The 8,342-nt window shown below is 57.8% G+C and carries 10 protein-coding genes; 3 read left to right on the forward strand and 7 right to left on the reverse strand.

Annotated elements, in window-relative coordinates:
- Position 1 precedes the first annotated feature (1 nt).
- The 5 genes from EOA19_RS31525 to EOA19_RS31550 all read right to left on the reverse strand — a co-directional run bounded on the left by EOA19_RS31525 (position 2) and on the right by EOA19_RS31550 (position 4,020).
- Positions 2–202, reverse strand: coding sequence for a hypothetical protein (locus EOA19_RS31525; protein ID WP_128305827.1), 201 nt, complete (start codon positions 200–202; stop codon positions 2–4).
- Between the two features lie 745 nt (positions 203–947).
- Entirely contained in the window at positions 948–1,241 is a 294-nt protein-coding gene (locus EOA19_RS31535; RefSeq protein ID WP_128305828.1) for a DUF768 domain-containing protein, read from the reverse strand.
- Positions 1,242–1,425: 184 nt separating this feature from the next.
- A complete protein-coding gene (locus EOA19_RS31540) occupies positions 1,426–2,028 on the reverse strand; it encodes a DUF4142 domain-containing protein (protein WP_128305829.1) in 603 nt (200 codons plus the stop codon).
- 54 nt (positions 2,029–2,082) lie between these two features.
- Complete coding sequence (locus tag EOA19_RS31545) at positions 2,083–3,480, reverse strand: cytochrome B6 (protein ID WP_128305830.1); 1,398 nt, start codon at positions 3,478–3,480, stop codon at positions 2,083–2,085.
- A gap of 294 nt (positions 3,481–3,774) precedes the next feature.
- A complete protein-coding gene (locus EOA19_RS31550) occupies positions 3,775–4,020 on the reverse strand; it encodes a hypothetical protein (RefSeq protein WP_128305831.1) in 246 nt (81 codons plus the stop codon).
- A 698-nt stretch (positions 4,021–4,718) separates the two neighbouring features.
- Here EOA19_RS31550 and EOA19_RS31560 point away from each other — a divergent pair.
- The gene (locus tag EOA19_RS31560) at positions 4,719–5,228 is read left to right on the forward strand and encodes a DUF892 family protein (RefSeq protein WP_128305833.1); all 510 of its coding nucleotides are present in this window, start codon (positions 4,719–4,721) and stop codon (positions 5,226–5,228) included.
- 249 nt (positions 5,229–5,477) lie between these two features.
- Here the strand turns inward: EOA19_RS31560 and EOA19_RS31565 are convergent, their stop codons facing one another.
- Both EOA19_RS31565 and EOA19_RS31570 read right to left on the reverse strand, forming a co-directional pair.
- Positions 5,478–6,323: an SIR2 family protein gene (locus EOA19_RS31565; protein ID WP_128305834.1), complete on the reverse strand. Its 846-nt coding sequence runs from the start codon at positions 6,321–6,323 to the stop codon at positions 5,478–5,480.
- A 41-nt stretch (positions 6,324–6,364) separates the two neighbouring features.
- The gene (locus tag EOA19_RS31570) at positions 6,365–6,673 is read right to left on the reverse strand and encodes a hypothetical protein (protein ID WP_023811900.1); all 309 of its coding nucleotides are present in this window, start codon (positions 6,671–6,673) and stop codon (positions 6,365–6,367) included.
- Between the two features lie 620 nt (positions 6,674–7,293).
- Here EOA19_RS31570 and EOA19_RS31575 point away from each other — a divergent pair.
- Together EOA19_RS31575 and EOA19_RS31580 are read left to right on the forward strand one after the other, a co-directional pair.
- Positions 7,294–7,512 (forward strand): hypothetical protein, encoded by a 219-nt coding sequence (locus tag EOA19_RS31575; protein ID WP_164893090.1) that lies wholly within the window; start codon positions 7,294–7,296, stop codon positions 7,510–7,512.
- The gene (locus EOA19_RS31580; protein ID WP_128305835.1) at positions 7,509–8,009 is read left to right on the forward strand and encodes a metallophosphoesterase family protein; all 501 of its coding nucleotides are present in this window, start codon (positions 7,509–7,511) and stop codon (positions 8,007–8,009) included. Before EOA19_RS31575 ends, EOA19_RS31580 begins: the two co-directional genes overlap by 4 nt.
- Positions 8,010–8,342 lie beyond the last annotated feature (333 nt).

The following is an 8,342-nucleotide window of genomic DNA, read 5'->3' on the forward strand; positions in this document are numbered from 1 at the left end:
CCTAGCCAGCAACAGAAATCCTGCGAAACTTTTTGGTGACACGTGGCTTGCGTTCGATGGGACCGCGCGTGACGGCTTGTGCGAGGCGCGCTTCCTTCAATCGCGCCGTCTTGGCGGCGCGCTCAGCACGTTCCTTGTCGACAATGAGTGCTGCAGCCGATGTGGTCTTCTCGTTGCGACCGTCATCATTGGTCCGCGGCATCTCAGCGCCTCGCCTTAATTCTTGTCGCCCGCAGTGCCATTTTGTACCCGGGTCGTGCTCTAACTTGGTCTATCGTCCTCTTGGCGGAGCTTTTGCCTGCATGAGCCGGCTTCTTGCGCAGGTGGTTGTCGTTGTCCGCTCGTGGGATGGCCATCTCGGTTCTCCTATGCGGGCCCAACTTCGAAATGGCGGAAGTGTTCCCAGCCAACTCGCAAGTTGCTGGGCTATTTTCGGATGCAGCGGCGGATCCCAAGGCATGCGATCCGGGCCTGGCGTCGTTTGCCAACTCGCGTCCAGCGATTGATAACGACCCACCTTGCAGGTGCGCGAATGAGCAGCGGGACTGCTCGAGGCAGGTTCATAGCTGATTTCACGCTTGGAACACGTTGTCGGTCTTTAAGTTGTCCAAACGGCGTGATGCCGCAGGTGTCTACGATGAACTTTCCTCGCGACGCGATGGTTCAGACTTTGCTGTAGCAAGGGATCCCGCGGAAACGCATAAGCTCGGCATTGCAGGGAATTCGGCGCTAGGGTCGTTGAACCACTACCGGGTGTGTCTGCAGTCAACCTTACAGGCAGCCGCAGGTCCAGACGAGGAGCACGGTTCCAAGCGCATACGGGACAAGAAGCAAACCTATCGACACCCAGAAAGCCGGCTCTGCCAAGGCGGCCATGTCCTTGCGAAACTGCTCCATAGGGCTACCCCGACAACTTCGACAAACGAATAGAGCTAACCTGATAAAACCTATGGCCCGCTTTTGGCATCTTCGACCTCCAGCGCATCCATGACGGCTGCCACATCGCTGGCTTCTCCGTCGACGCCACCATGCACCCCAGTTCCGGCATTCTTTAGCGCTTGCTCGATCGCATCTTCAATGTTTCCAAGCTCGTCCTCACGCACCTCGCGACCATAACCGGCCGCTTCGGCATCCTGCTCGAATTGCTGGGCCAGCACGGCGAAGCTGACTTCCTCTTCGCCAGCCAGAGTGCCGACATTCTCCTGCAGCCAGTTTTCAAAAAATTCTTTGGTCGCGTTCATCTGATAACTCCTCCGCCGGGTTAAGCGCGGCGGCGATCCGAAGTTCCGCCATGCCGTCACTTTCCCAATCAGCAAGGGCTATGCTCAGGATAGGCTTGGCTGATCATCTTACGAACAGACGCTCGTGCGCTGACATTCATGGAAGACAGCCTGAACTTTCAGGGGTTCACATGGACCGGCCGCTTCATTTGGTCTTTTGCGCATCCGGCGCAAACAGGGCCTGCCCCGCCAGCTTCGCGTGCAATGCGCGGGCCAGGTCAAGATGTTCCAGCACCGTCGGCAGCTTTTCGGAGGCGAAGCGCTGAAGCGCTGCATCCTCGCCCGAGCCTATCTCCCAAGCCAGGAGTTGCGCCGTCTTTTGGTGATCAACGATCTGCGCTCCCAGGTAAGCCAGCTCAAACGCGGTGCCGTCGAGTTTTTCGAGATCGGAACGGATTTTTTTGTGATCTGGGTCGAGCCCTTCGGGAAGTGGAATTTTGCTTTTATCTGCCACGGATTTCAGCTGCTCATTGGCCTTGTCGTGATCATCGACCATCCGATTTGCAAATTCCCGAACCCCATCGTGACTTGTCTTTCCAGCCGCGAGCCGACCTAGCTCTATCTCGGACCTGCCGCCTACCATAATCAGCTGGGCGAAAAGCCGATCCTGATAATTCGTCTGATGCGGTGCTGGAACTCCAGGCTTCTCCATACTCGTATCGGGAGCAAGGCCGGCTGGATTGCCGATTTGCGCCAGCGCACAGCAGGGCGACAATGCCAGGGCTACTGTCATTACGGCAGCACGCATGATGTCCTCCATTCAGTACCGAATTAACCCTTCGGCCGCGGTTTCCCCGGTGTTCTAGAGCGTGAGCAGATAGGCCACCAATGCATCCTTTTCCGATTGGTCGAGCTTCGTTCCGAGCACCAGGTTGAAGAACTCTACGGTATCGCCCAGCGTCATTAGGCGGCCGTCATGAAGATAGGGAGGAGAATCCTTGATCCCGCGCAACGTGAAGGTCTTGATCGGTCCATCCGGTATGGCAACCTGATCGTTGAACGTCTGGCCAACTTTGTAGAATCGCTCAAGCTTCAGATCGTGCATGTTGTTGTCCATGAAGGACAGACTTGGAACATGACATTCGCCGCAGCGGCCCTTTCCCATGAACACCTGCTCGCCCTTGATCTCCAGCGCATTGGCGGCAGCCGGGTCAAGTCGTCCGAACGGATCGAGCTTCGGTGCCGGCGGAAAATCGACGATGTTCTGCATCTGCGCCATCATCGCAACCTGGTTGGGCCGATCCGGCAGATTCACGCCCTTGCGGGTGGCGCTCACGTGATCGCCGTTGAAATAGGCGGTGCGCTGTTCGAATTCCGTAAAGTCCTCCACGGAACGCAGCGAGCGTTTGGACCCGTGGATCTGCTGGTTGAACAAGCCGCGCAGACTGGTTGTGTCGAGCCGGAAGCGCTCGGCTTGCGGCCGCACGTCCGGAGTGAGGTGAAACGCCGCGTTGGTGTGGAAATTGGAATGGCAATCGAGGCACGCCACACCCGTGCTTTGCATCGCTACCTTCCTGTCCTCGGTCTGATTGAATTCCTCCTGCGGAAATGGCGTCAGCAGCAGACGAAGCCCTTCCATCTGCACGGGCGTGATGATGCCGTTCATGTATTCATAGAAGTTGCGTATCGTCAGCAGATCACCTCGCGACACATCGCCAAGCTCCGGGTGCGTGGTGAGAAATATTGGAGGTGGAAATTCCGGCGTAAGATAATCCGGCAGGTCGAAATCGACATCGAAGCGACGCAGATCCCGTCCTTCATCAGCGCCGATCTCTCTAATCTGACTTTCAGGAAAGACCTGACCTCCAGTGGCCTGCTTGATGTGCGGCAACGGCAGGAAACCTTGCGGCAACAGACCACGATCACGAATTTCCTGAGGAGTTTTCGTTGCCAGGCTGCTCCAGGTTTCGCCTGCCGGCAGTTTCACTCGCGAGCCTTCTTGCACAGCTTTGCGCCCGCCCGACATCATGACGCCCCGCATCGGCCGGTCAGCCAGATCGTAACGTCTCTCAAGCAGGCCGCGTTGCCGTTGTGTCACTGCCGGTTTTTGCGCTTCGTCAGTCTCCTTGACCGCGGAAAAAGGCAAGCTTGGCAATGGACGATACGTCAAATCCGGCGGCAGCGGGTCCGAAGCAACATTGAGCGCGAATGTCGCAGCCCCAAGCAGGACTGGCAAACCAAGATTGAAGATACGCGACATATCTCCTCCCCACAGCGTTGAATTTGACCCCAACCAGTGCGCGCCAGCTTTGTTCCCGAGCTTGGGAAAAAGCCGATCAGCCGCCGACTGGACAACGCAACGCATGATCGTCCCACGCTCGGCTTCTCGATGATCACCGGTGTCGCTGTTTTGGAAGTGCGTCGATCTGCTTGCCTGAACGCGGACCACGATTGTGCTGCTCGAACTATTGCCCGCGATCCGTTCTCGCCATTTTCTGGCTGGTGACTGCACGCCCGCCGATCGACTGGTGCCCTGTAACCCTGCGAAGCTATTCTATCCCGACAGTTCGGATTGAATAACCTCATCGGTTGGCGACCCATCAGACGTGACTGCGCTTTTGACCTGGTCCATCCCGAACTGAGCGACCTGAACCATCATGGCCTTGGCCTTTGCGATGAGTTCGTCGTCGGGAAGACTATGCCCGGCCTGCAGGGTGACTGTAATAAACTCGCCGCCCTCCCCGCGGAATTCCACGACCGGTGCCTGGTCTCGGCTGACGACAATTTCCATCATCTGCATAAGAACCTCCTCCTCGCTTCGACTGTAGCGGCCAGCCGAAGCTAAACGCACGGCCGTCTAATCCTTGACATAAGCCCCAGGTTGGCGACCGCCTCTGGGCGCCTTGGCGTCTTTCGAACGCTCGGCGATCGCAGGACCTGCTCCAGAGGTTTTCTCTGCGGCCGGTGAAGGTGTCGCCTGTTTTGGCGGGGTCCTACCGCCCGATTTTTCGGGGCGGGGTGATATGCCAACTGAGGCTTTGTCTGAAGAAGTCATGGCTCGTTTCCCTGGCTGCGAAATTCCATTACCAACCTGCGAAACGCCGTGACGTTCCATTGCAATTCGTTCGTGAAAACAAGATCTCCGCTGGTGAACCTGGGGCCTCGCTGAGCCAACGGGCTGTTTTCGCGAGACAAACGGCAAATGCCAGCCAGCTCGGGCAAGACAGAGCTTAGCCTGACACATGGCAGCGTGGCAGCAGAATACGAGCCAACACGAAACTCGTAGAGATACCCATCGCGAACGCGGTGACGGCAGCAGCTTCGGTCATTCTGCAGAATGCATTTCAGCGCCGCGGCAATGCCCATCGCCCGAGGTCAGGAGCCTGAATCCAGCGCCGACCGGCAAAAGGCTCGCGATACAGGCCGACCCCCAGTTCAACCGATGAGGAACAATATCTCCTTTTGAAAGTTCTGGCCGACCCATGAAGGAGATATGAAATGTCAGAATCGCGCGAATGGCTTGTCCAATGGCTCAGGGATGCTCACGCCATGGAAGAGCAGGCCGAGACCATGTTGAATGGGCAGTTGAACCGAATTGAGAACTATCCTGAGCTCAGCGAACGGATTCGCCAGCACGTCCAGGAGACCAGGCAGCAGGCTGCTCGGCTGGAAACCTGTCTCGACCGCATCGGACAAGGATCTTCCACACTGAAGGATGCCGGCGGCAAGCTGACGGCGATGGCGCAGTCGCTCAGCGGGGTCTTCGCCGGTGACGAAGTGATGAAAGGATCGCTTGCAAGCTACACGTTCGAGCACATGGAAATCGCCTCCTACACAATCCTTATCGCCGCTGCCAAATCTCTGGGTGAAGCAGAGGTCGCCCAGGTCTGCGAAGAGAACCTGCGTGAGGAAGTCGCAATGGCGGACTGGTTGAAAAGCCATATTCCAGCGACAACCGAGCAGTTCCTGGCGCGGGCCGACTCGGAGAGTGAGAACGCCAAGCGTTGATCAGCCGGTAGCGTCATTGCTAAACAAGCTCGCGCCTTGCGCTGAAGCTCGGCGCAAGGCGCATCGAGGTTGAGCCGTTACCGCTGTGAAAGGCACTTCAAAGTAGGCAGCGCGTGAGTAAGTTTTCCGATTAGCTCTCCGTGCCGCGATAGTATCCTTGACGCCAATTGAACTTGAAATTCCGGACGGAATTCTCTGCCATGTGCCGCTCCTTGAGAGCCCGCCGAACTGCCCATCATACGGATGTTGCTATCGCCCACTTTTTGGCGACAGTTCCCCATCCCCAACCATCTCCGCCAGCCGGCTGAGGAAGTCCACCAAAGCAGCTTGCGGCTCGTCGATTTCGCCGACGATGACCGAAATGCCCCAACGCCCAAGAACGGCCTCCTCCACAGGGTTTCGGCTGGTCATGAGGATGAACGAGGGCGGGCGATCTTTCTCATAGCCGGACCGATGCCACGTCTGCCAGAGACGGTGCAACAGCAACCGAATATTTGGGTCGGAAAGGCTATAGCCAATGAAGAGGATCGTGCTGCCGAGTGCATCCGAGCGAAAACGCACGTCCAGCGGAGAATTGAAGGAGAGGCGATCGAGGTAGTCCGTTTCGGTGAGGACGAGGGACGAATCCTCGTCGAAATCACCATGGAACTTGACGATGTGGGTAACGCCTTGGCGGGCCTGCGCTACATCGCGTGCATTGGCCACTTTCACGTAGTCCCGGCCGTATATCTCATAAGCCAGTTCTAGGTTCCGGTCATAATTAGTTGTGTAGATGACAGGGAAGTCGAGCCTCACGATGAGACGATGCAACTCGGATTTCTCGATCCGGTCCTTGGGAACGGACCAGTTTCTGTCCATCCAACTGCGAAGTGGCCCGATGCTGCCATGCTTGATCCGATAGTACTCGGCCAGGGTTTGAAAACGATCGCGTCGCGTGGAAAATTCGTCGTCGACGCCGAGCTCCTTTGCCATTCGCTCTATCAGCTTCTCCCAGGAGGGTAGTCCAACACTGATCGACACCCCTGCCCCAACAAACAGAATTGCGCTGCGATGGCGAATTGCGTTGGCGAGCGAATCTACAGGGTCATCGTTCATCAAGTCTTTTGAGGCCACCCGCGCAGGTCGACCTTCCTCCCTCACATCTGGTCGTTGTTAGGCTGCTTGGTGATCCCCACCTGCCTGGCCAGCTCGGAAAACGGTGGCACACTCGCTTCGAACTGCTTGGTGTTAGCCAGCCGCAAAAGACGCAAAGGGAAACACACTGCGTCGCGGTTAGCAGGCGACATATCCTCGAAGAGGCGCTCATCAACCGTGAACGAGGCTTCGGCGTTTTTCAACGCCGTGTCGATATCATCGACCGAGAGAAGGCCTCTGCGGACCAAGGCGTTATTGACGGCCGCGACCGCCATGAGCAAACCTTCCAATTGCAGGTTGGCGACGTTCATGGGCCATGTCCTTCATATCGTTGGAAGCCCGTCGATAGATAATCCTGCTCCGGAGGCCTTGTGCCGTGCCGGTGATGGGGTTGTCGCTTGCCAGAGCGTTTTGGCTGCGCGGCGGCGCCGGGATTGGCATCTGGTGGCGCCATGGCTTGGATCTCCGCTGGGCTGCTGGACAACTCTCCACATGCCTCGAGGTTCCGGATCGCCATGGCAAGCTTGCAAGGTAGAGGCAAGGCTTCAGCGGGAGCCACCCAGCGTGTCTGCCGGCGAGCCATGCGCGGGAAAACTGGCGGATGGAACCGGAATACCACATCCGAACTCAGGGCTGTTGAAGTACCGTTCACCGTAGCCACGCGCAGGCCGAGCCGCCTTCGGCAAAAGATGCCGGCCGCGTGCCGCTCGTAGCCAAAAGCAACCGTTGCAAGGCGTTCGGCAACTTTAAAGCTCCGACTGTGCCTCCGGGATGGGCCATATAGAAACGACCAAGCTGATGCCTGCTAAGGTCTCGGGATCTCGTTTTATCGGCGACATCAGGCTGCCGCGCTCGGCGGGTCAGCAGATCCGATGGATGGGAACAACCCGGCACGGTGATGGTTCGGTGGCATCAAAGGTGATAGAGAACGATGGGTAAAAAGCCCAAACAGCACACAGAAGCCACGGCGGATCGTGAAAAGGCGATCGAAGCGCTCTACTTTGCGCGCAAGTGCGGCCTCACCAACGAAGAGGCACTCAAGATGTCAGGGAAGCCCAAATCAGGATCGATGATGGACCCAAAAGGCGCTCCGGCAAGCGAACTTAGAAGCGTTCGTCGAGCGCTCGTCTCAGCCAGCGGCGGCGCATGATCTTCTTCACCTCCGACACGCATTTCAACGATCCCCGCATTCTGCGGCTCGACCCCCGCCCCTTCAGTTCATTGGCGGCGCATGACCAGGCACTGACTGAACTTTGGAACGAGACTATTGCTCCAAGCGACGAGGTTTGGCACCTCGGCGACTTTGCCAAGGGATCGGCCGAGACAGTGTCTTCGCTGCTGTCCTGCCTCCACGGCACCAAGCACCTCATCATCGGCAACAACGACGGCGTGGTAACGCTCCGCGCTTCGGCTTGGGCTAGCGTGCAACACTACAAGGAGCTGACTGTCGAGGGCCGTTTCTTGGTTCTTTGCCACTACCCGTTCCGCACCTGGAACCAGATCGGCAAGAAATCGATAAACCTGCACGGCCATTCTCATGGCCGGCTGAAGCCGATGACGCGCCAGCACGACGTCGGCGTAGACGCCTGGGATTTTCGCCCAGTCACTTTTGCTGCCATACAGGCCAGGCGGCGCCGCCGAGGTTAGCGCAGCAGATGGTCGAACGATCGACGTCTTTACGTGGTGATGCTAGCCGCAAACAGGAATCCAGAAATCCTGCCCCTGGGGTATTGCAGCCTTGCCTGGAACGCACCGCGAGTAAACCGGACCGAGGAGCGCCCCACCCGTCTGCACAGCCGTCACAACCTTTGGGACAGGCGCCGACCCCCGTCGTCACCCCGGCGGCGCGCCACTGGCGCCCAATCGTTCATCCACCTCGCTTGAAACGAGCTTCAATCGCCGTCCTTGGCGATCTCAGTGCCACATTCTCTCTCTAAGCCACTTAAGAAACCTGTTCCCTCCAATCGACCGGCGGACTCT

This window comes from Mesorhizobium sp. M7A.F.Ca.US.010.02.1.1, from assembly GCF_004023085.1.
In the GTDB taxonomy this organism is placed as follows: Bacteria; Pseudomonadota; Alphaproteobacteria; order Rhizobiales; family Rhizobiaceae; genus Mesorhizobium.